Consider the following 19,657-nt stretch of genomic DNA (forward strand, 5'->3'; position numbering starts at 1 on the left):
CACGTTCTTGAAACTTGTACTGCATCCATCCTATTTCCCCAACATAGCCACGTTTTCTGCCATGGTCCAGAACGGTGTGGTCTGGGAAGCACATGACAATTTTCAAAAGCAGACCTACCGGAACCGTTGCTATATCTGTACCGACCAAGGAAAGCACATGCTCAACATCCCCATTAAACATGTGGGAGGGAAAGAAGGAAGGCAAAAATATGCCGAGGTGGAAATGGACAACAGCTATCCATGGAAGAAAATCCATTGGCGCACCTTGGAGACCGCTTACAGGACCTCTCCCTTTTTTGAGTTTTACGAAGATGACCTAAGACCTTTGTTTGAAGGAACAGATACTTCATTATACCATTTCAACCTAAAGGCCATACAAATCCTTGGCGATTGTTTGGGAGTGAAAATTCCAATCATCCATACCGATACATATGAGACGACCCTTTCCCAAAACAAGGATGCCCGATTTTTGGTTAACGCCAAAAAAGAAATGGCAATGGAATTGGATGCATACCCACAGGTCTTTGATGATCGGCATGGGTTTATCCCCAACCTAAGCATTTTGGACCTCTTGTTCAACGAAGGGACCAATGCCCTATCCTATCTAAAAGACCAATCCTTGGAGTTTTTGCATGCTTAGACATTTCATCCATTATGGCATTCATTTTTTAGTCCCCATACTCATTGCACTTTTGTTTTTTAAGGACAATAAGCTCAGAGTGGCCATTATCCTTTTGCTGGGAATTGTAATTGATGTGGACCACCTATGGGCAGAACCCCTGTTCGACCCCAACCGGTGCAGTATCGGATTTCATCCACTACATAGCTATTGGGCCATCTTGGTGTATGCCGTTCTCCCGTTTTTTAAACCCACACGAATCATTGGTCTAGCTTTGCTTATCCATATTGCCGCGGACACAATGGATTGCCTACTGATCTGATGTAAGCCGTAAGGTAGACATCACAGGATAGTGATCGGACAGTTTTTCATTAAAGTTTTGGTGGGATAGTATCTCAAAATCCGAATCGGCCAAAATATAATCAATGCGAATGGGGAATCCCAAGAGGTTATAGGTTCTTCCAAACCCTTTTCCACTTTCCAGGAAAGAATCCTGCATATCCCCCTTCACAATCTTATAGACATTGGAGAACTGCGTATTATTTAAATCCCCACAAACAATGTTGGGGTATGGACTCTTTTCCATATGCTCCGCGAAAATCTTTGCCTGTTCCAATTGCTTGGCAAAGGTCCTTACCAAGCGTTTGTAATTTTTTTCGGATTCCTCCCCGTCCGAGAGCGTTTCGGCCCTTGGAACTATGCTAAAGGATTGTAGATGCAGATTGTATACCCTAACGGTATCGCTCATGTAAAGAATATCTGCATATATGATATTGTTTGCCGTTTCCGGTAAATCCAAGGACCCATTTCCCAATATGGGGTGCTTTGAAAATATGGCTTGAATCGATCTTGGCGTCTCATACGGTGTTTCACTCCGATATGGATATTGGTCCAGTTGCCGATACCGTATTCTACTATGTTCCTGAATGCAAAGGATATCCGGGTCGTTCTCCTTGATGAATGAAATAATTTGGTCACCAATATTGGGACCCTTCATCCACCCATATTTATTAAACCCCCGAACATTATAGGTCATCACCTTAAGACTAGAAGAGGAGTGCTCCTCCGGCTCATCGCCCATCTTATAAAACGGTCCAAAACCAAAATACCCTATCAATAATGCCATCAAAGGGACCCATAGTTTTCGTTTTCGCTTGACCGCCCAATACCCCAAAAACAAAATGTTCAGGATAAACAAAAAAGGGACAAATAAGCTCAGTGCTGAAAACAACGGCAGAATCTGAAATGAAAGGTAAGAGGACAAACAGGTAACGAGCAATAAAAAGGCAATCAATATATTGATTGCATAGATTACCCATTCCAGTATAGAGGTTGATTTTTTCATGCGCTACTCTTCCTTGCCCGCTTTAAACAAAAAATCCTTTTCCTCTTTGGAGAGGCTTTCATACCCCGACTTGCTTATTTTATCCAAAATGGAGTCAATTTTTTTCTGTCGGGCCATCTTATCATAGTCGCCGGAACGCTTCCCAGAAGTATCTTTCTTGTACACGGTTTTCATAGGCGCTTTTTTCTCCCTTGGCTTAAAAAGCTGGGCAACGGCTTCCCTGAACCTGGTGAAACCCACTCCAATATCCTTTCCGTTCAACAGTTGGCGGGCGTATACATACCCCAACAAGGCACCTCCCAAATGTGCCAACCTGCCCCCCACATTTCCTCCGTAGGGTATTTGGATTAAATCCACCAAAACAAAGAACACGCCCACATACCATAATTTGACATTGAAGAAAATCACGCGCACTTCTTGATTGGGTATATACGCACAGATAAAAATCAGAACGGCGGTCACCCCTGCCGAAGCCCCGATCAGTGCCGTATTGGTGTTCAACAAGGTTGGAAAGATATTATAGCTGAGGAGAAAAACAATCCCTCCAATAATAACGCCCAAGAAGTATACATTCAAGAAACGCTGATTGTCAAAAAGGTTCAAAAAAATCCTTCCTGTAAAGTAGAGCATGAGCATATTCCAAAAAATATGCCCCAGTCCTGCATGAAAAAAGGAATAGGTGATCAAGGACCACGGCTGTCCAAAAAACTCCAGAAAATCCTTGGGCAAATGAAACCATTGGGAAACCGAATAGCCCAACAAGGCCGTGGAAAGCCCATCCAAGATAAAGATCAGCACATTGATGGCAATGAGCTTTTCGGCAATGTTCAACCGAGCAAATTGATATTGTAATCCGCCGTTTGCCATAGCCTAGTCCCAACGATTATTGTTAAACTGGTTTCTTTTCCAGTACCACATCATGATGAACCCAATCAACGCACCACCAATATGGGCAAAATGCGCCACTCCCGTATTCACATTACTAATACCGAATATTAAATCCCCTGCAATCAATAAGGGTACAAAGTATTTGGCCTTGATAGGCACGGGAAGAAAAATCAACATTAGTTTTGCTTCGGAATACATAAAGGCAAAAGCTACCAAAATACCATAAATGGCCCCTGAAGCCCCAACGGCAGGAACATTGTATGCCGACAGAAAACTATCGATCGTGCTTTTGGAGGCCAGATTGTACCAATCAGGACTGTATTGCCCTGCGGATATGATATCCATGATCTGCGTTCTGGCCAAACCTGCACTTTCCAATGCATTCAGCCCTTCATTGAAGAAGTAATAATTTACCCCGGTATGCAAAGCTGCAGAGCCCAAGCCGGCCGAAAAATAAAAGAACAGGAACTTGTTTCGGCCCCAAACCCGCTCCAATGGAGTTCCAAAGGCCCATAGCGCATACATATTGAACACAATGTGCATAAGGTTGCCATGCATGAACATATGGGTGCCTACCTGCCACCATTCAAAATTGCCGTTCTTTGGAAACCAGAGGGACATCCATTGATACATTTGGTCCCCGTATAATTGTGTGGCAAAAAACATGATCACATTAATGATCAATAAGTGTTTTACTGCCTCGGTCATTCTACCCATCTAACTAAATTTTTTATCGATATCCCCTTCGGAGATAATGGTGTACGTCAGTTTTTGAAACGGACTCAAGGTCGGTTCCTTACAGGCAAACAAATTGTTCACCAAGGCCAACTGGGATTCTTGGTCCAAGAGTTCCCCTGTTTTCACGGCCAGGTTTTTGGAAAGCACCTTGGCCAAGACTTCGGCTTGGGAAACAGTGCCTTCATTAAATCCTTCTGCATAGTCCGCGATCAAACGATCCAATACCGTGCCAATCCCACTTTCTGGGACCATCAAGGGCACTCCTGTCAGTTTTACAGTCTCTTCCTCCAAACTTTCAAAGGCAAAACCAATGTTTGTCAGGCTATCCTTAATTTCCCTCAATATCCCCAATTCCTGTGGGTTGAAGGTAAGCTCCAACGGAAACAACAGCTGTTGGCTCACCCCTTCCTTTACCGTGATCTCTCCCAGGAACTTTTCAAAAAGAATCCGTTCGTGCGCCCGGTTCTGGTGAATGACCAGCATTCCGGATTTCACTGTACTCACCACAAATTTACGCCGTAGCTGGAACGTGGTGGCCATGTGTTCACCAACCCCATCATCATACAAGGTTCCCTGGGCATCACTATCCGATTCAATGGCCACGCTACTAAAATTATCCGTGTCCACATCTTGCTCCAGACCTTCATACAGATTTTCCCAACCCTTGGAACTGGCTCTCTGAAAGGAACCCCCACTTTTTCGTTCTCTCTCCTGAAAAGGATTAAATGTGGCATCCACCGTTACTTTGGGCAAAACCGCCCCTTTCTCCTTGTACGCATAAGGCGTGTCCAAGTTGGGATCATGGTCAAAATCCAATACCGGGGCCACATTGAATTGTCCCAAGCTATGCTTTATGGTTGACCGCAATATGGCATACAGTGTATTCTCATCATCAAACTTCACCTCTGTCTTGGTGGGATGGATGTTGATATCAATCGAAGACGGATCTACCTCCAAATAAATAAAATACCCGGGGTAGGTATCCGGTTTGATGAGTCCTTCAAAAGCCGCCACCACCGCGTGGTGCAAATACGGACTTTTGATGAATCTATCATTGGCAAAGAAAAACTGTTCCCCCCTACTCTTCTTGGCAAATTCCGGCTTACAGATAAAACCGGAAATCTTAACCACTTCGGTTTCCTCGCTAACCGGCACCAACCGGTTTTCCATGCGACTTCCAAAAATATGCGCTATACGTTGGCGCGGCTTTCCTTTGGGCAGATTGAAAATCTCTGAACCATTATTGTAAAAATGAAACTCGATATTGGGATGCACCAAAGCCACTCTGTGGAACTCATCCGTGATATGACGCAATTCCACCTGATTCGACTTTAAGAAATTGCGTCGGGCCGGAATATTGAAAAAGAGATTTTTTACCGATATGGAGGTGCCTTGGGGTGTGGCCACCACTTCTTGGGACACAATTTTGCTCCCTTCTATCTTTATATGGACACCTACCTCATTGGTTTCAGTCCGGGTCTGCATGTCTACATGGGCAATGGCCGCAATGGAAGCCAATGCCTCTCCCCGGAATCCTTTGGTATGCAAGTTAAATAGATCCTGTGCCGATGAAATCTTGGAAGTGGCATGCCGTTCAAAGGATAACCGGGCATCGGTTTCGCTCATCCCCATCCCATCATCCACCACTTGAATCAATGCTTTACCCCCATCTTTTACAATCAGTTTGACTGTAGTGGCCCCTGCATCAATGGCATTCTCCATAAGTTCCTTGACCACCGAGGCCGGACGTTGGACCACTTCCCCTGCTGCAATCTGGTTGGCAACATGGTCAGGTAAAAGTTTAATGATGTCCGTCATTAGGGATTTAGGAATATGGATAAATCAAAGTCGATCACAAAAAGGAACAACAACACCAAAATGGCCACAATAACGAGAAAACGAAGTTTCATGTTCTTATCACCTTCCATTTTTAGATCTTCCTTGGCCGAACCGATTTTGTTCAATAGCCCCCTCTGCGTATGCGCGGTACTTCGAAATTTATCTAGTTTGTGTTCTATTTTATACGGATTGCCCTCGCCCTTGTAGTAGCGCGGCGAGTAACTGAACGATTTATTCTTTTTAAGTTTAAAAGGATTTCGCATGGCATTTGTATCCGTGTAACCTCAAAGGTACTTAAAATAGAAAAAAAGGATCAGGGGATGCTCCCAAAAAATGTTAACAAGAAAACACAGTTGCAAATTCAAGTACAAGTTCAGGAACAAGGAAGTGTAAAATCAAGAACCAAGAGCAGATATGGTATTTTGTACTTGTACTTGAAACTTCACATTACCTTCCCAAAACAGCCATCTGAATGGCGGCAATGGCGGCTTCCATACCCTTGTTCCCATGTCGGCCACCACTACGGTCTTGGGCCTGTTGCAAGGTGTTGTCGGTCAATACGCAGAAAATCACGGGAACATCATAGGCTATGTTCAGGTCTTTGATGCCTTGGGCCGTGGCACTGCACACAAAGTCAAAATGACTGGTCTCGCCACGAATGACACTCCCAATGGCAATAACAGCATCTACCTGTTGGTCCGTGATCATTTTTTTGCACCCAAAGGTCAGCTCAAAGCTTCCGGGGACGTTCCAACGAACCACATTTTCAGGCAACGCTCCGCAGTCCACCAAAGCATCTTGAGCGCCTTGATAAAGAGCTTCTGTGATTTCATGGTTCCATTCAGAAACAACAATCCCAAACCGAAGTTGCTTCGCATTTGGGATTTTGGTCTTATCGTAAACGGATAGGTTTTTGTTCTCGGTGGCCATAGATTAGTTTTTGGCCAATCCGATAAGAGCGTCTATGCCTACCCCTTCCGAGGATTTCGGATAGTCTTCCTTGATGCGCTCAAAGTAACCAAGCGCTTTACTTTTCTGATCCAACTCAAGGGCCGCAACCCCTGCCTTGTACAAAAATCTTGGTGTGGTGAACTCATTGTCGCTGTGCGCAATGGCTTTCTCGTAAAAGTCCAAGGCGTCCTCGGTTTGGTTCAGTTGCGAAAATGCATCCCCAATACCTCCTTTGGCCATGGCTCCCAATACGGCATCATCTGAAGAAAAGTTCTCCAAATGCGCAATGGCCTCCTGATATTGCTGTAGGTTCAAATAGGTCATCCCAGCAGAATATTCCGCCAAGTTGGCCGCTTTGGTACCACTGTATTCCTCAATGATGTCCAAAAATCCATATTTCCCTTCGGCACCGTTCAATGCTTTGGTAAAGAGGGAATCCTTTTCGGTTTCACTGGCCAGGGCCTGATCAAAATATTGCTGTGGATAAAAAAGCTCATTGGCCGCAGTAGCCTCCTTTGGCTTTTGGATGAACTGGTGGTATCCCAAGTAGGCCAATACCCCCAATGCAATGGCACCAATAACCCCCAAAATATAGTTTTGGTTCTGTTGTACCCACGCCTCGGTCTTGGAAGCACTCTCGTCCAGCGTGTTGAACACCTCTGCCGTTGTACTGTCCTGTTCTTCAACTTGGGCTTCCTCTGCCTTGTTTTTGGGTTTAAAGCCTCTTCTCTTGTATGTTGCCATGCGTCATTTTATTGGTCGGGCAAAAATAAAGTTTTTATCCAAAATCAAAAGGCAATTTATTCGTTATTTTTGGAATCTTTAACCGGTCCGCAAAATCACAGAACCCTTTTGGTCCCATAAACGTTTATGTTTTTAAGACATTTATCCTTAGTGAATTACAAAAACTTCGATTCCAAGACCTTGGATTTCGACCCTGTGATCAATTGTCTTGTAGGCGATAATGGGGTGGGAAAGACCAATATATTGGATGCCATTTACCACCTCTGTTTCGGGAAAAGCTACTTTAATCCCGTAGCTACCCAGAACATCAAGCACGACACGGATTTTTTTGTGGTGGATGGGGAGTTTGAAAAGGAAGGCAGGACCGAAAAAATCATCTGTAGCTTTAAGAAAGGGACCAAAAAAGTCATCAAACGAAACGGAAAGGCCTATGAAAAGTTTTCGGAACACATTGGCTTTTTGCCCTTGGTGATCATATCGCCTTCGGACCGGGACCTAATCCTGGAAGGTAGCGACACCCGAAGGAAGTTCATGGATGGGGTGATTTCACAATCGGACAAGGCCTATCTACAGACCCTTATCAAATACAACAAGGTGTTGACACAGCGAAACTCCTTGCTGAAGTATTTTGTGGCCAACCACACCTTCGACCCTAACACCTTGGCCATCTACAATGAACAATTGCACAATTTAGGGACGGAGATTCATAAAAAAAGGGTTGACTTCATTGACTCACTTATCCCGATATTCCAAAAACAGTACGCCCATATTTCCGAAAAGGACGAACAGATTACCCTCTCCTATGAAAGTCAACTTTCCGAAGGAAATCTCTTGGACTTATTGGAAAAGAATGTTGATAAGGACCGTGCCTTGCAGTACACCAGTGTGGGCATCCATAAAGACGATTTGAATTTTACCATTGGCGGACATCCCATCAAAAAATTCGGAAGTCAAGGCCAGCAAAAGTCCTTTTTGATCGCCCTGAAATTGGCACAGTTCCATTTTATCAAGGAGCAGGCCAGCACCACGCCCATCCTTCTGTTGGATGATATTTTTGATAAGTTGGACGAAAACCGGGTCTCCCATATTGTGGGCCTTGTCAAGGATGATAATTTCGGACAGATCTTTATCAGCGACACCCATGCGGAGCGCACTGAAAATGTGGTCAAGAACATTCATCAGAGCTATAAAATCTTTACCTTGTAACATGGCACGGATTCTATTTTTTCTTTCGATTTTGATGGTATGGGGATGCCAGGAAAGCTCCATTCCAAAAGAAAACCTTCGATATCTCAACGGGTATTGGGAAATCGCCGAAGTGCAATTCCCTGACGGTTCCAAAAAGGAATATGGGGTAAATCCCACCATAGATTTTATCCAACTGGACAATGGAACAGGGTTTCGTAAAAAAATGCAGCCCCGTTTTAATGGCACCTACAAGACCTCCCATGATGTGGAACTGCTCACCGTAAGTGAGGTAGAAGCGATATTTATCCTACGCTATTCCAGTGAATTCAGCGATTGGGAAGAAACCTTGGTGCAGGTAGACTCCACCTCCTTTTCCGTAGTGAACCAAGAAGGCGTCACCTACTCCTACAAACGCTTTGAACCCATTAAAATTCCCAAGTAATGTCCAAAAGACACAACTCCCATCTGCCCTTGGGCGAAGCACTGAACGAGTTCATCAAGGAAAACAAGCTCCAAAAAGGCATGGACAAGGTAGATGCCCGTGAAGCTTGGACCAGATTAATGGGCAATGGGGTAAACAATTATACCACTGCGGTGGAACTCAAAAACGACACCTTGTTCGTCTCCCTATCCTCTTCCGTACTCCGGGAAGAACTGAGCCTGGGCAAAAGCAAAATCATTGCCATGATTAATGAGGAACTAGGGAAAGAGTTGGTAAAAAAGCTGGTGTTACGCTAAACAAAAAAACCACCGTTAACGGTGGCTTTTTTTGTGGCTTTCTACATAAAACTAGTACACTTCCCTTCCCGAGAAATGGAAAGCGCCCTCAATGGCCGCATTCTCATCGCTATCGGAACCATGTACGGCGTTCTCGCCAATGCTGGCTGCATATAACTTTCTAATGGTACCCTCGGCAGCTTCCGCTGGGTTGGTGGCCCCGATCAACGCACGGAAATCGTCCACAGCATTATCCTTTTCCAAAATGGCCGCTACAATAGGACCTCTGGTCATAAACTCCACCAATTCCCCAAAAAATGGGCGCTCCTTGTGGATGGCGTAGAACTCTCCGGCATCCCTTCGGCTCAATTGGGTGTATTTCATGGCCACAATCTTAAATCCTGCAGCCGTTATTTTTTCCAAGATCGCACCAATATGGCCGTTTTCAACCGCATCTGGCTTAATCATGGTAAATGTTCTATTTCCAGTCATTTTTTAAAATTTTGCGCAAACTTACGGTTTTTCAACCAACAGGCAAGGCTTAATAGGTTTGTTTTAGTTCCTGAAGCACAGCACCCTCCTCCCCCATGATCTTAAAATCCACTTCCTTGGTTTCAAGGTTGATGGCTATGGTGCCATAACTGGTTCGGGAAACAACATCACCCACCCGAAACGGATTGGGCTCCCCAGAAAAACTGGAATAGGAGTGTGTGAGTCCGCTACTGGTAAAGTCCACCAAAGGATAGGTCAAATTGGGTACACTTTTTCGGGAAAACTCTGAAATATGTCGGTCCCCGGACAAAATCATAACACCCTTTGCCTTGGAATCCACAATGAGTTTTTCCAACTTTTCCACCTCCTTGGGAAAATTCCCCCAAGTCTCGAACCCATGCTCTCCAGATAAAAACTGGATGCTGGACATGATTAGGTTAAAATCGGCATCGGAGTGGTTGAGCTCATCTTCCAACCATGCCCACTGCGCGGCACCCAAGACGGTGGCATCCATATCCAAATTGGGACTGTATCGCTTTTCGGAAACCGTATCCTTGACCAAGGCGCTTCGAAAATAACGGGTATCCAAAACCACGATTTTCACTTTGCCCTTGGATGTTTTGTAATCATGTGAAGCATACACCCCTTCCCTAGTCCTTCTGGGGCTGTTTTTAGGCACCTCCATAAAATCCAGGAACACCTGTTGGCTTTGGCTTTTTACCAAAAATTCTTCCCCACCGTCATTGACCCCAAAATCATGGTCGTCCCAAGTACCAATTATGGGCACCTTCGCTTTCAATTGGGCATACCCTTCAACACTGTCCTGCAGGGCATAGATGGCCCTGAGTTTTTCCATATTGTCCGTATCTGCGTAGACAATATCGCCTCCCCACACCCAAACATCGGGGTTCTCGTTTAAAATATCGTCCCAAAACGGATTGGGCTCCTGGGGCATGTTGCAGGAACCAAAGGCCACCAAAAAGGTGGAGCTTGGCGTGTCCTGCTTTTGTTTGCATCCCGAGAGGAAAATCAATAGGCTCAAGTAAATGGAAATATACTTCATGGGCTCGGCTTACTTTTAAACAAAAATAAGATATAGCGAGTTACCTCTGTATTATATTATTGTATCTTTGGCCGCATGAATTTAGCGGACATCTCAACAGTTAAGTCTATACTTTCCCAACCTCAAAAAATCGTTATCATTCCCCATAAAAACCCAGATGGCGATGCCATGGGCGCCTGTTTGGGGCTCTATGGTTTTTTAAAGGGAATGGGACAGAATGCCCGTGTGGTCGCGCCAAACGACTACCCCAAATTCCTAAAATGGATGCCGGGACATGACACCGTCGTGAACTTTGAATGGGACAATGGTGAGGCCCAAAGACTGCTGGATGAGGCCACGGTCATTTTCACCTTGGACTTCAATGACTTTTCACGTACCGGGCAAATGGCATCGGTTTTGGAGGGCAAGGAAGCCGATTTCATTATGATCGACCATCACCAACAGCCCAGTGACTATGCCAAGGTCACCTACTCCGATGTAAGCATGAGCTCCACCTGCGAGATGATTTATAATTTCATTGCCTTTTTAGGTCAAACAGATAGCATTACGGCAGATATTGCCTCGAACTTGTATACGGGGATCATGACCGACACCGGCTCTTTTAAATACCGATCCACCTCCAGCAAGACCCATAGGGTCGTAGCCGATCTTATTGAGCGTGGCGCGGACAACATGGAGATCCATAGACAGGTTTTTGATACCAATTCACCTTCCCGCCTACATCTGCTGGGCGTGGCCCTGAGCAATATGGTCATTCTTCCGGAATATAGAACGGCCTACATTACCCTTACCCAAGAGGAGTTGGATGCCAACGATTTTAAAAAGGGTGATACCGAAGGTTTTGTGAACTACGGACTTACGCTGGAAGGGATTATTTTTGCGCTCATCTTTATTGAGAACAAGGACGAGGGCATCATAAAGATTTCCCTGCGATCCGTAGGGGATTTTTCGGTGAACGAGTTTGCCCGAAAACATTTTAATGGTGGTGGACACGACAATGCGGCCGGGGGCAGAAGTGATCTGTCCATGGACGAGACCTTGGAACAGTTCAATGAAATCCTAAAAACCTATAAAAGCACATTGAATCCATGAGAATAGCTTTTATTCTAATCACCACGTTCCTATTTGTGGCTTGCGGAGGCCCAGAACCCCGAAGGCCTGTGGAAGTAAAATCCGGTAGCTTTTTTAAGGAAAGCGTGGAGCGCAACAAGGCCTTGATCGCCGAAGAGGAAAAACTCATCCAGCAAATCATCGCCAAGGACAGCCTCCATGACTATCTGGCCAGCCCCAATGGGTTCTGGTACTATTTTGAAACCCAAAACGATACGGCCACCTACCTTCCCAAAACCAATGACCAGGTGTTGTTTTCCTATAATCTGATGACCTTGGACAACGATACCATCTATACGGCGGAAAGCATAGGTCCAACTTCTTATGTTGTGGACAAGGAGCAATTGTTCCCTGGACTTCAAAATGCGGTAAAACTCCTCAAGATAAGTGAAAAAGCCACTTTTATTTTTCCATCTTTGCAGGCTTATGGCTACCAAGGGGACAATAATGCCATAGCCCCAAGGACGCCTGTAAAATCATCCGTGGAATTGCATACGATCATTATACACAAAGACAGTCTAAATTAAATTCACACATACCATGAAACATACCTTAGTATTCATCGCTTTGTTTTCCCTCGCTTTTGTTGGGTGTAAATCCAGCAAATTTGCTGATTTGGGGGATGGCATCTTTGCGGACATCCAAACCAGCCAAGGCGATATCATTGTAAAACTGGAATACCAAAAGACCCCGGTCACCGTGGCCAATTTTGTATCCTTGGCCGAAGGCAACAGTCCTTTTGTTTCGGATAGCTTGAAAGAGAAGAAATACTTTGATGGACTTATATTCCATCGTGTCATCAAGGATTTTATGATCCAAGGGGGCGACCCATCCGGTACAGGACGCGGAAACCCGGGTTATAAATTCAAGGATGAGTTCAACGATTCCCTTAGACACTCCAAAAAAGGAATGCTTTCCATGGCCAATTCCGGTCCCAAAACCAACGGAAGTCAATTTTTCATCACACACAAGGCCACACCATGGCTCAATGACAAGCACACCGTCTTTGGCGAAGTGGTGAGCGGTATGGAAGTGGTGGATTCCATCGCCAATGTAAAAACCGACCCTAGGGACAAACCCATGGTTCCTGTGATCATGAAAAAGGTGGAAATTGTCCGCAAAGGAAAAGAAGCCAAAAATTTCGATGCCGTCAAGATCATGGGCGACTATTTTGAGGAAGAGAAAGTTGCAGAGGCTACCTTTCAAAAGATGAAAGAAGATCTGATTGCCGAATTTGCCCAACAAAAAGAAGCAGGAGAGGAAACCCCTACCGGTCTTATCATCTATACCGTAACCGAAGGAGAGGGGGAACAACCCAAAGAAGGGCAACAGGTGATGGTGAACTATGCAGGATACTTGGCCAATGGAGACCTGTTCGACACCAACATCCAAGAGGTAGCGGAAAAATTCAATCAATTGAACCTAGGCAGAAGGGACCACGGCGGATATGCCCCGGTTTCCATGCAATACAGCCCTGAAGCCAGATTGTTCCCAGGTTTCCGGGAAGGACTTCTTACCATGAAAGTGGGGGACAAAGTTCGCATCTTTATGCCTCCCCACTTGGGTCTTGGCCCTCAAGGTGGCGGTCCCATTCCTCCGAACTCCGATCTTATATTTGATGTGGAGATCACCTCAATCTCGCAATAGACCGCCCATTAAAAACATAAAAAGCCGTACTTTTCCGTGCGGCTTTTTTTATGCGTTCAATCAATCATAGATGAAAGACAAAGTTAAAACCATCATAGCCATAGCGCTTCCTGTGCAAATTGTATTGGTAAAATGGATGGCAGCCTACCCTGACTTTGTTGAGACGTATTACAGTAATGGACTGTATCCACCTATCTCCCAATTCTCAAGATTACTTTTGGGGTGGATTCCGTTTTCAGTGGGAGACCTGTTCTATTTGGCCCTGGGAATTCTTGCCATTCGGTATTTGTATAAATATTGGAAATCCATCAAAGCCAAACCATTGTACTTTCTCAAAGATGTGGCCGTGGCACTTTCCATTACCTATTTTGCCTTTCATTTTCTTTGGGGAATGAACTATTATCGACAACCGATCACTTGGAAATTGGGTATGGAACGGGAGTACACCCTCAAAGAACTTACGCAGTTCACCCAATACCTTGCTAAAAAAGCCAATGCATATCAACAGCAAATCACCGGGGACAGTATTGAACCGGTACAGATTCCCTATTCCCGAAAAGGGATTTTCAAAAAGACCGAGGAGGGATATGCGAAGTTGAAGAACCAATACCCCAATTTGGAATACAAAAACCCAAGCCTAAAATCCTCAATTTTTAGCGTCGCACTCACCTATATGGGGTATGGAGGGTATTTAAACCCTTTTACCAATGAGGCGCAAGTGAATGGCATTACCCCTTTGTTCCGCTTGCCTACCGTAAGCGGACACGAAGTGGGTCACCAGTTGGGGTATTCCGCGGAAGATGCCACCAACTTTATCGGGTATTTGGTCACGGTACAGAATGACGACCCCTATTTTAAATATGCGGCTTACCACAACGCCTTGGGATATTGCCTATCCGACCTGTCCAGAAAAGATGAACAAACTTCCAAGCAGATCATTGCCACATTGCATCCCGGGGTGAAAAAGAATTTTCAGGAACTCAGGGATTTCTGGGAACAATACCAAAATCCGTTGGAACCCGTTTTCAAGTCCATCTTCAATACTTTTTTAAAAATCAACAATCAGAAAGAAGGCATCCATAGCTATAATTCCGTGGTGGGGCTTATGATCAATTTCCACTTCAAAAAAGAGACTTTGCCTTAGGGTTGTGCAATACCTCCACTTCCTTTACCTTTAAACCGACTAATTCAATTGACATAAATATGAAAATGAAACTCTTGGCACTGACCTTTTTGTTAGGTGGTGCTTTTTTAATGGCACAAGATTATTTTCCAAAAAATGATGGTGTCAAAGCAAAGAACAACAACTACATGGCATTCACCAATGCCAAAATTTATGTAAGTCCAACACAGATTATCCAAAACGGAACCCTGCTCATCCAAGATGGCAAAGTGGTGCAAGTGGGCAAATCCGTAACCATTCCCAAAAATGCCATTGTTGAAGATCTTCAGGGAAAATTCATTTATCCCTCTTTCATCGACGTATTCTCGGATTATGGTATGGCCAAGCCCGAAAATGCGGATGGTAGTGGCAGGTCATCACAATACAATCCAAACCGCGATGGGTTTTATTGGAACGACCACATTATGCCTGAAAACAGCGCCATTGGTAGTTTCACCTATGACAAGAAAAAGGCGGAAGAACTCCGTAAGGCAGGTTTTGGTGTGGTCAATTCACACATTCAAGATGGAATAGCCCGCGGTACAGGTGTTCTGGTCGCTCTGAACGATTCGGGCAGCGAGGCACAAAGAATCCTCTCCGATAAATCGGCCCAGTATTTTTCGTTTGAGAAAAGCATTACCTCAAGGCAATCCTACCCTACTTCCATCATGGGGGCCACCGCTTTGATGCGTCAGTTATATTATGATTTGGATTGGTACAACAAAGGAAATATTAAAACCACGGACCGTTCCTTGGAAGCCTTGGAGGAGAACAAAAGCCTAAATCAAATCTTTGCTGCCGGGGGCAACGGTAATATCCTTCGGGCCGATAAGATTGGGGATTTGTTTGGAATCCAGTATACCATTTTGGCAGGAGGCGATGAATATGAGCGCATAGCGGATGTCAAGGCCACCAATGCCCGATTGATTGTTCCCCTAAATTTCCCCGATGCCTATGATGTTTCCAACCCCTACGAGGCCCAATACGTAGCCTTGAAAGATATGCGCCATTGGAACTTGGCCCCCTCCAACCCAAAGGTTTTGGAGGACAATGGGGTCCAATTTTCATTTACCCTGCATGAGTTGAAGTCACCATCGGACCTTAAATCCAAGTTGATGAAGGCCATCACCTACGGCCTTTCAAAAACCAAGGCTTTGGAAGCGTTGACCACGGTACCGGCGTCCATTTTGGGAAAATCGGCGGAAATAGGTTCCCTTCAACTTGGGAGTCAAGCCAACTTTTTGATTACTTCAGGAGACATTTTTGATGAAGCGACCTCACTCTACGAAAACTGGGTCCAAGGGAACAAGAACATTATCCAGTCCAAAGACCAGAAAGACGTACGTGGCGAATATACCCTTACCACCAATGGACAGAACTATACCGTTTCCATAACCGGGGACGCGAACAAACCCAAAGTAGAACTTAAAAAAGGAACTGAAAAAGTCTCTTCCAAATTGGAATACACCACAGATTGGTTGAACGTCTCTTTTTCCGAAAACGGGACGGAATCCTATCGTTTTTCAGGCAAAATTGTATCAGGTTCCGATGACATTTCAGGAAAAATGGTTCTTCCCAACGGAACTGAAACCACGGCCACTCTTACCAAGACAGGTCCATTCAAGGAGACTACCAAGACTTCGGACGACAAAAAACCACAGCTTATGGCGGTCACCTACCCCAATGTAAGCTACGGGTACAAAGCAAAACCCCAACAGGAAAGCATCCTCTTCAAGAATGCCACCGTTTGGACGGGGAATAGCATTTTGGAAAACACCGACGTACTGGTAAAAAATGGTAAGATTGCCAAGGTGGGCAAAGATTTGCGTGCCGGAGGTGCCACCACCGTGGATGCCACCGGAAAACACCTTACAGCCGGAATCATTGATGAACATTCGCACATAGCGGCCTTGTCCATCAATGAAGCGGGGCACAACTCCTCAGCCGAAGTAAGGATGAAGGATGCCATAGATCCAAAAGACATGGACATCTACAGAAACTTGGCCGGTGGGGTCACTACCATTCAATTGTTGCACGGTTCTGCCAACCCGATTGGAGGGCGTTCCGCCATTCTTCGTTTGAAATGGGGTGAAAATGCCGATGGGCTGGTATTCCCTGGTTCTCCCAAGTTCATAAAATTTGCTTTGGGTGAGAACGTAAAACAATCCAACTGGGGCAGTTACTCCCGTTTTCCACAAACACGGATGGGTGTGGAACAGGTCTATACGGATTACTTCCAACGTGCCAAGGAATACGATGCCAAGAAAAAAAGCGGACAACCCGTTCGACATGATGAGGAAATGGAGGTACTTGCCGAAATTCTGAATAGCGAGCGCTTTATCAGTTGTCATTCTTATGTACAGAGCGAGATCAATATGATGATGAAGGTTGCGGAAAAATTCGGTTTCCGAATGAATACCTTCACCCACATTTTGGAAGGGTACAAAGTGGCCGATAAAATGGCCGAGCACGGTGTGGGAGGTTCCACTTTCAGTGATTGGTGGGCCTATAAGTTTGAAGTGAACGATGCCATTCCCTACAATGCCGCCATCATGGCCAGCCAAGGGGTTACCGTGGCCATCAACAGTGATGATGCCGAAATGTCCCGAAGATTAAACCAAGAAGCCGGAAAAACGGTAAAATACGGAGGCATGTCCGAACTTGAGGCTTGGAAGACCGTAACCTTGAACCCAGCAAAACTGTTGCATTTGGATGATAGGGTCGGAAGTGTTGAAGAAGGCAAGGACGCCGATTTGGTGCTTTGGAGCGACCACCCCCTATCCGTTTATGCCAAAGCTGAGAAAACCTTAATCGAAGGTGCCGTGTATTTCGACCTGGAGAAGGACAAGGCCATACGTCAATCCGTACAACAGGAAAGAAACCAGCTCATCAATATGATGCTGAACGAAAAGGAAAAAGGGGGAAAAACACAGACCCCGGTCCAGAACAAGAAAGAACGATTTGAATGTGAAACCCTTTAATACGCAAATCATGAAGAAAATAATAACCATCATATGTCTCGTTTTTGGGGTTTTACTACAAGCACAACAAACCCCTGCTGCCCCACAGACCGAACAAGTTGCCATTTTTGGTGCAACGGCCCATATTGGCGATGGGGAAGTGATAGAGAATTGTACCATCATTTTTAATGATGGAAAGATAACGGCCATTGGGGCCGACCTTATGGCACCGACCATCGGCACCATGATCAATGCCCAAGGAAAGCATGTATATCCCGGTTTTATTGCCCCGTCCAAATCTTTGGGACTTGTGGAAGTGGATGCAGTACGTGCCAGTAATGACCAAGATGAACTTGGGGAAATGATTCCAAACATACGCAGTATTGTTGCGTACAATGCAGAATCCAAGGTAGTGGAAAGCATGCGGCCCAACGGGATACTTTTGGCTCAGGTAACCCCTAAAGGCGGTAGAATCTCCGGGACCTCCACCATTGTACAGTTCGATGCCTGGAACTGGGAAGATGCCGCGGTAAAATGGGATGACGGCATCCATTTGAACTGGCCCTCCTTGTTCAGAAAAGGAAGCTCCTGGCTGGGAGAACCCAATGCCTTTCTTCCCAATAAAAACTATCAGGAACAGGTTGATGAGGTGTTGACCTTCGTACAAAATGCCAAAGCGTATGGAGCGGGAATATCCCAAGAACTCAATCTCCCCTTTGCGGCCATGCAAGGTCTTTTTAACGGCTCCCAACGCTTGTTCATCCACGCCAATGGAGAAAAGGAAATCATGGACGCCGTGACCAGCGCCCAAAAAGCGGGCATACCGCATATGGTTGTGGTAGGAGGGTACCGGGCCCATAAGATTACCGACTTTTTAAAGCAACATAACATTCCGGTATTGGTCAGTGAGCCTCATGCCCTACCCCAATTTGATGATGATGATTACGACTTTCCATACAAGTTGCCAAAACTATTGGTGGAGGCTGGTCTCTTGGTAGGTCTACAGAACGAATCCATGTCCAACTTCCAGACCCGAAACCTACCCTTTTACGCCGGACATGTTGCCGGACAGGGCCTGGATAAAGAAAAAGCACTTCAGCTGATAACTGGAAATACTGCAAAGATTTTAGGAATCGATGGCGATTATGGCACCCTGGAAGTAGGTAAGAGCGCTACCCTATTCATCTCCGAAGGAGATGCTTTGGATATGCGCACCAATCAGCTTACCAAAGCCTTTATTGATGGCAGGGACATTTCACTGGAAACCCACCAAACCGAACTTTGGAAACGGTATATGGGCAAGTACGAAAGCGAAGGAAAATAAAAAAAGAGCGGCGTTCAAATGAACGCCGCTCTTTTTTAACAAATCTCCAATAGTTATCAGTTCTTTTTGGCAACCACAGATATAGCCCCTTCAGGTTTGGCATAAAATTCTTTGGGTTTAGGTGTGGTGCCCAAGGCCACATCAGTGAAAACCACGGTGCTTTTGGGGTCAAGAATAGTATTCCCTTCATAATTGTACCATGTAATGGATTTAGGCAGTACCAATCCATTTACGGTCTGCCAATCATCATAGCGAATCCATTTTACATTATCCGATTTTTCTCCAGTACGATAGGTGACCGTATACCCCAACCATGCCATTTGATAGGTATCCGGATCAAAATGGATATAGTATTCGTCTTTGGACGAAACTCCTACCCCAGATTCATACGCAATCCGTACACCCGGATATTCTTTTCCCTCGAACGCCAACGCATCGGCCTCGTTATACACAATACCGTCATCGGCCAGCACAAAGGGCATGGCATAGAAATAGAACATCAGGTTATGGTAGAACGCCGCATCCCCCTTGTAGGTCGATTCAGGGTCCAACAACCATATTTCGGTACCATCAAACCCCATGGAGACCCCTTTGGAATCCACCCGGTCCCTTCTGGACCAAAGATCCACCGTATGGGTTTCTGGGTTATCAGAATGAGGGATACCAAAGGACAAGGTTCGTTGTTGCTTCCACAGTTCCAATCCACCATGGGCATCAAAAACCTGCATCATGGCATTGGGATAATTGGAGGTGTCTTCGGTAAGCTTTTCCGGAACAGAACCTTGGGCAGCTTCTTGTTTGTCATTGGGCTTGCATGCCCCTAGAATCAGAACAAGGGCAAGGATGGTTATTTTTTTCATGGTCAATAAA

General features: G+C 45.3%; 21 protein-coding genes. 11 read left to right on the forward strand and 10 right to left on the reverse strand.

The annotated features are described in order from the left end of the window. The first annotated feature begins 7 nt into the window (after positions 1–7). On the forward strand, positions 8–640 hold the full coding sequence (locus ACPD8L_RS06410; protein ID WP_423942586.1) for a WbqC family protein: 633 nt from the start codon (positions 8–10) through the stop codon (positions 638–640). Then, entirely contained in the window at positions 633–941 is a 309-nt protein-coding gene (locus ACPD8L_RS06415; RefSeq protein ID WP_423942588.1) for a DUF6122 family protein, read from the forward strand. Before ACPD8L_RS06410 ends, ACPD8L_RS06415 begins: the two co-directional genes overlap by 8 nt. Here the strand turns inward: ACPD8L_RS06415 and ACPD8L_RS06420 are convergent. From ACPD8L_RS06420 to ACPD8L_RS06450, 7 genes are all read right to left on the reverse strand, one after another. Beyond that, the gene (locus ACPD8L_RS06420) at positions 930–1,964 is read right to left on the reverse strand and encodes an endonuclease/exonuclease/phosphatase family protein (RefSeq protein WP_423942589.1); all 1,035 of its coding nucleotides are present in this window, start codon (positions 1,962–1,964) and stop codon (positions 930–932) included. The two genes, ACPD8L_RS06415 and ACPD8L_RS06420, sit on opposite strands and share 12 nt — an antisense overlap. 3 nt (positions 1,965–1,967) lie before the next feature. After that, positions 1,968–2,831, reverse strand: a complete 864-nt coding sequence (locus ACPD8L_RS06425) for a rhomboid family intramembrane serine protease (RefSeq protein ID WP_423942590.1) — start codon at positions 2,829–2,831, stop codon at positions 1,968–1,970. A 3-nt stretch (positions 2,832–2,834) separates the two neighbouring features. Continuing rightward, the gene (locus ACPD8L_RS06430) at positions 2,835–3,569 is read right to left on the reverse strand and encodes a rhomboid family intramembrane serine protease (RefSeq protein ID WP_116218159.1); all 735 of its coding nucleotides are present in this window, start codon (positions 3,567–3,569) and stop codon (positions 2,835–2,837) included. After that, positions 3,570–5,408, reverse strand: coding sequence for a DNA mismatch repair endonuclease MutL (gene mutL, locus ACPD8L_RS06435; protein WP_423942591.1), 1,839 nt, complete (start codon positions 5,406–5,408; stop codon positions 3,570–3,572). Next, the gene (locus ACPD8L_RS06440; RefSeq protein ID WP_116218161.1) at positions 5,408–5,692 is read right to left on the reverse strand and encodes a riboflavin synthase subunit beta; all 285 of its coding nucleotides are present in this window, start codon (positions 5,690–5,692) and stop codon (positions 5,408–5,410) included. The genes mutL and ACPD8L_RS06440 overlap by 1 nt, the downstream gene beginning before the upstream one ends. 184 nt (positions 5,693–5,876) lie before the next feature. After that, a complete protein-coding gene (gene ribH / locus ACPD8L_RS06445) occupies positions 5,877–6,359 on the reverse strand; it encodes a 6,7-dimethyl-8-ribityllumazine synthase (protein ID WP_423942593.1) in 483 nt (160 codons plus the stop codon). A 3-nt stretch (positions 6,360–6,362) separates the two neighbouring features. After that, complete coding sequence (locus ACPD8L_RS06450) at positions 6,363–7,124, reverse strand: tetratricopeptide repeat protein (RefSeq protein ID WP_116218163.1); 762 nt, start codon at positions 7,122–7,124, stop codon at positions 6,363–6,365. A 126-nt stretch (positions 7,125–7,250) separates the two neighbouring features. Between ACPD8L_RS06450 and recF the strand changes: the two genes are divergently transcribed. The 3 genes from recF to ACPD8L_RS06465 are packed head-to-tail and all read left to right on the forward strand — an operon-like array spanning position 7,251 to position 9,050. After that, positions 7,251–8,330: a DNA replication/repair protein RecF gene (gene recF / locus ACPD8L_RS06455; RefSeq protein ID WP_293301600.1), complete on the forward strand. Its 1,080-nt coding sequence runs from the start codon at positions 7,251–7,253 to the stop codon at positions 8,328–8,330. A gap of 1 nt (position 8,331) precedes the next feature. Further along, positions 8,332–8,754 (forward strand): hypothetical protein, encoded by a 423-nt coding sequence (locus ACPD8L_RS06460; protein ID WP_423942595.1) that lies wholly within the window; start codon positions 8,332–8,334, stop codon positions 8,752–8,754. Continuing rightward, positions 8,754–9,050 (forward strand): DciA family protein, encoded by a 297-nt coding sequence (locus ACPD8L_RS06465; RefSeq protein WP_116218166.1) that lies wholly within the window; start codon positions 8,754–8,756, stop codon positions 9,048–9,050. Before ACPD8L_RS06460 ends, ACPD8L_RS06465 begins: the two co-directional genes overlap by 1 nt. A 51-nt stretch (positions 9,051–9,101) precedes the next feature. Here the strand turns inward: ACPD8L_RS06465 and ACPD8L_RS06470 are convergent, their stop codons facing one another. Further along, positions 9,102–9,521, reverse strand: a complete 420-nt coding sequence (locus ACPD8L_RS06470; protein ID WP_129652885.1) for a nucleoside-diphosphate kinase — start codon at positions 9,519–9,521, stop codon at positions 9,102–9,104. A 49-nt stretch (positions 9,522–9,570) separates the two neighbouring features. Next, entirely contained in the window at positions 9,571–10,584 is a 1,014-nt protein-coding gene (locus ACPD8L_RS06475; protein ID WP_423942598.1) for an alkaline phosphatase D family protein, read from the reverse strand. A gap of 75 nt (positions 10,585–10,659) precedes the next feature. On the opposite strand from ACPD8L_RS06475, the gene ACPD8L_RS06480 reads away from it, so the two are divergent. The 6 genes from ACPD8L_RS06480 (at position 10,660) to ACPD8L_RS06505 (ending at position 18,787) form a co-directional block, all read left to right on the forward strand. Then, positions 10,660–11,676 carry a DHH family phosphoesterase gene (locus ACPD8L_RS06480; RefSeq protein WP_423942599.1) on the forward strand — a complete coding sequence of 339 codons (1,017 nt, stop codon included), beginning with the start codon at positions 10,660–10,662 and terminating at the stop codon, positions 11,674–11,676. After that, the gene (gene gldI, locus ACPD8L_RS06485; protein WP_293301614.1) at positions 11,673–12,221 is read left to right on the forward strand and encodes a gliding motility-associated peptidyl-prolyl isomerase GldI; all 549 of its coding nucleotides are present in this window, start codon (positions 11,673–11,675) and stop codon (positions 12,219–12,221) included. The genes ACPD8L_RS06480 and gldI overlap by 4 nt, the downstream gene beginning before the upstream one ends. A 13-nt stretch (positions 12,222–12,234) precedes the next feature. Then, complete coding sequence (locus tag ACPD8L_RS06490; protein ID WP_423942601.1) at positions 12,235–13,341, forward strand: peptidylprolyl isomerase; 1,107 nt, start codon at positions 12,235–12,237, stop codon at positions 13,339–13,341. 70 nt (positions 13,342–13,411) lie between these two features. Then, complete coding sequence (locus ACPD8L_RS06495; RefSeq protein ID WP_423942602.1) at positions 13,412–14,485, forward strand: DUF3810 domain-containing protein; 1,074 nt, start codon at positions 13,412–13,414, stop codon at positions 14,483–14,485. A gap of 59 nt (positions 14,486–14,544) precedes the next feature. Then, the gene (locus ACPD8L_RS06500) at positions 14,545–17,484 is read left to right on the forward strand and encodes an amidohydrolase family protein (protein ID WP_423942603.1); all 2,940 of its coding nucleotides are present in this window, start codon (positions 14,545–14,547) and stop codon (positions 17,482–17,484) included. Between the two features lie 10 nt (positions 17,485–17,494). After that, on the forward strand, positions 17,495–18,787 hold the full coding sequence (locus tag ACPD8L_RS06505; protein ID WP_423942605.1) for an amidohydrolase family protein: 1,293 nt from the start codon (positions 17,495–17,497) through the stop codon (positions 18,785–18,787). A gap of 56 nt (positions 18,788–18,843) precedes the next feature. On the opposite strand, the gene ACPD8L_RS06510 is transcribed toward ACPD8L_RS06505, so the two are convergent. Next, positions 18,844–19,647 (reverse strand): DUF6503 family protein, encoded by an 804-nt coding sequence (locus ACPD8L_RS06510; protein ID WP_423942607.1) that lies wholly within the window; start codon positions 19,645–19,647, stop codon positions 18,844–18,846. Positions 19,648–19,657: the final 10 nt, after the last annotated feature.

The sequence above is a fragment of the Flagellimonas algicida genome, assembly GCF_049629585.1.
Taxonomy (GTDB): domain Bacteria; phylum Bacteroidota; class Bacteroidia; order Flavobacteriales; family Flavobacteriaceae; genus Flagellimonas.

Excerpts from the sequence above, each read along its gene's own strand:
- ACPD8L_RS06470 (WP_129652885.1), bottom strand. The coding sequence starts at position 9,521 with ATGACTGGAAATAGAACATTTACCATGATTAAGCCAGATGCGGTTGAA.
- ACPD8L_RS06460 (WP_423942595.1), top strand. The coding sequence starts at position 8,332 with ATGGCACGGATTCTATTTTTTCTTTCGATTTTGATGGTATGGGGATGC.
- recF (WP_293301600.1), top strand. The coding sequence starts at position 7,251 with ATGTTTTTAAGACATTTATCCTTAGTGAATTACAAAAACTTCGATTCC.
- ribH (WP_423942593.1), bottom strand. The coding sequence starts at position 6,359 with ATGGCCACCGAGAACAAAAACCTATCCGTTTACGATAAGACCAAAATC.
- ACPD8L_RS06490 (WP_423942601.1), top strand. The coding sequence starts at position 12,235 with ATGAAACATACCTTAGTATTCATCGCTTTGTTTTCCCTCGCTTTTGTT.
- mutL (WP_423942591.1), bottom strand. The coding sequence starts at position 5,408 with ATGACGGACATCATTAAACTTTTACCTGACCATGTTGCCAACCAGATT.
- ACPD8L_RS06465 (WP_116218166.1), top strand. The coding sequence starts at position 8,754 with ATGTCCAAAAGACACAACTCCCATCTGCCCTTGGGCGAAGCACTGAAC.
- ACPD8L_RS06475 (WP_423942598.1), bottom strand. The coding sequence starts at position 10,584 with ATGAAGTATATTTCCATTTACTTGAGCCTATTGATTTTCCTCTCGGGA.
- ACPD8L_RS06440 (WP_116218161.1), bottom strand. The coding sequence starts at position 5,692 with ATGCGAAATCCTTTTAAACTTAAAAAGAATAAATCGTTCAGTTACTCG.
- ACPD8L_RS06510 (WP_423942607.1), bottom strand. The coding sequence starts at position 19,647 with ATGAAAAAAATAACCATCCTTGCCCTTGTTCTGATTCTAGGGGCATGC.
- gldI (WP_293301614.1), top strand. The coding sequence starts at position 11,673 with ATGAGAATAGCTTTTATTCTAATCACCACGTTCCTATTTGTGGCTTGC.
- ACPD8L_RS06430 (WP_116218159.1), bottom strand. The coding sequence starts at position 3,569 with ATGGGTAGAATGACCGAGGCAGTAAAACACTTATTGATCATTAATGTG.
- ACPD8L_RS06495 (WP_423942602.1), top strand. The coding sequence starts at position 13,412 with ATGAAAGACAAAGTTAAAACCATCATAGCCATAGCGCTTCCTGTGCAA.
- ACPD8L_RS06480 (WP_423942599.1), top strand. The coding sequence starts at position 10,660 with ATGAATTTAGCGGACATCTCAACAGTTAAGTCTATACTTTCCCAACCT.
- ACPD8L_RS06420 (WP_423942589.1), bottom strand. The coding sequence starts at position 1,964 with ATGAAAAAATCAACCTCTATACTGGAATGGGTAATCTATGCAATCAAT.
- ACPD8L_RS06425 (WP_423942590.1), bottom strand. The coding sequence starts at position 2,831 with ATGGCAAACGGCGGATTACAATATCAATTTGCTCGGTTGAACATTGCC.
- ACPD8L_RS06450 (WP_116218163.1), bottom strand. The coding sequence starts at position 7,124 with ATGGCAACATACAAGAGAAGAGGCTTTAAACCCAAAAACAAGGCAGAG.
- ACPD8L_RS06415 (WP_423942588.1), top strand. The coding sequence starts at position 633 with ATGCTTAGACATTTCATCCATTATGGCATTCATTTTTTAGTCCCCATA.
- ACPD8L_RS06505 (WP_423942605.1), top strand. The coding sequence starts at position 17,495 with ATGAAGAAAATAATAACCATCATATGTCTCGTTTTTGGGGTTTTACTA.
- ACPD8L_RS06500 (WP_423942603.1), top strand. The coding sequence starts at position 14,545 with ATGAAAATGAAACTCTTGGCACTGACCTTTTTGTTAGGTGGTGCTTTT.